The sequence below is a fragment of the Lysinibacillus sp. 10T31 genome, assembly GCF_056394365.1.
On record NZ_JBFTHS010000251.1, the window covers coordinates 1 to 384 of the forward strand.

General features: G+C 62.5%; 1 pseudogene. It reads right to left on the reverse strand.

Annotation, left to right across the window (positions count from 1 at the left end):
• Positions 1-384: pseudogene (locus AC1DCY_RS27890) on the reverse strand (hypothetical protein); the annotation flags it as partial.

Consider the following 384-nt stretch of genomic DNA (forward strand, 5'->3'; position numbering starts at 1 on the left):
GTCCTCGATCGTGCCAAGCGGCATCGGGATGCGCAGCACCGGCTTGTCAGTGACTTTCCTCACGGCCTGTTCGACAAAAGCGCTGGCTACGAGGATCTCGTCCACGTGGGACAACGCTGGCAACCAACTGTCAGGAATGGTCTCCAACTCCCAGAACCAACAGGCAATCAGGTAGCGCCCCTGCAGGCGCGCCCGGCCGATGTCCTGCAGTGCGCGTTCCAGATAATCCGGATTGACGAAAATGATGCTGACCGGATGCGGCACGTCATTGTCGATGTAGGCATCCAGCGCGCGGTCATCCCAGCCGTGCGGGAGGTCCAGGTCGATGTCGCGCAGGGCCACCGGCACCCGATTGTCGATCAGCGCGCGGGCATAGCTGCGTGC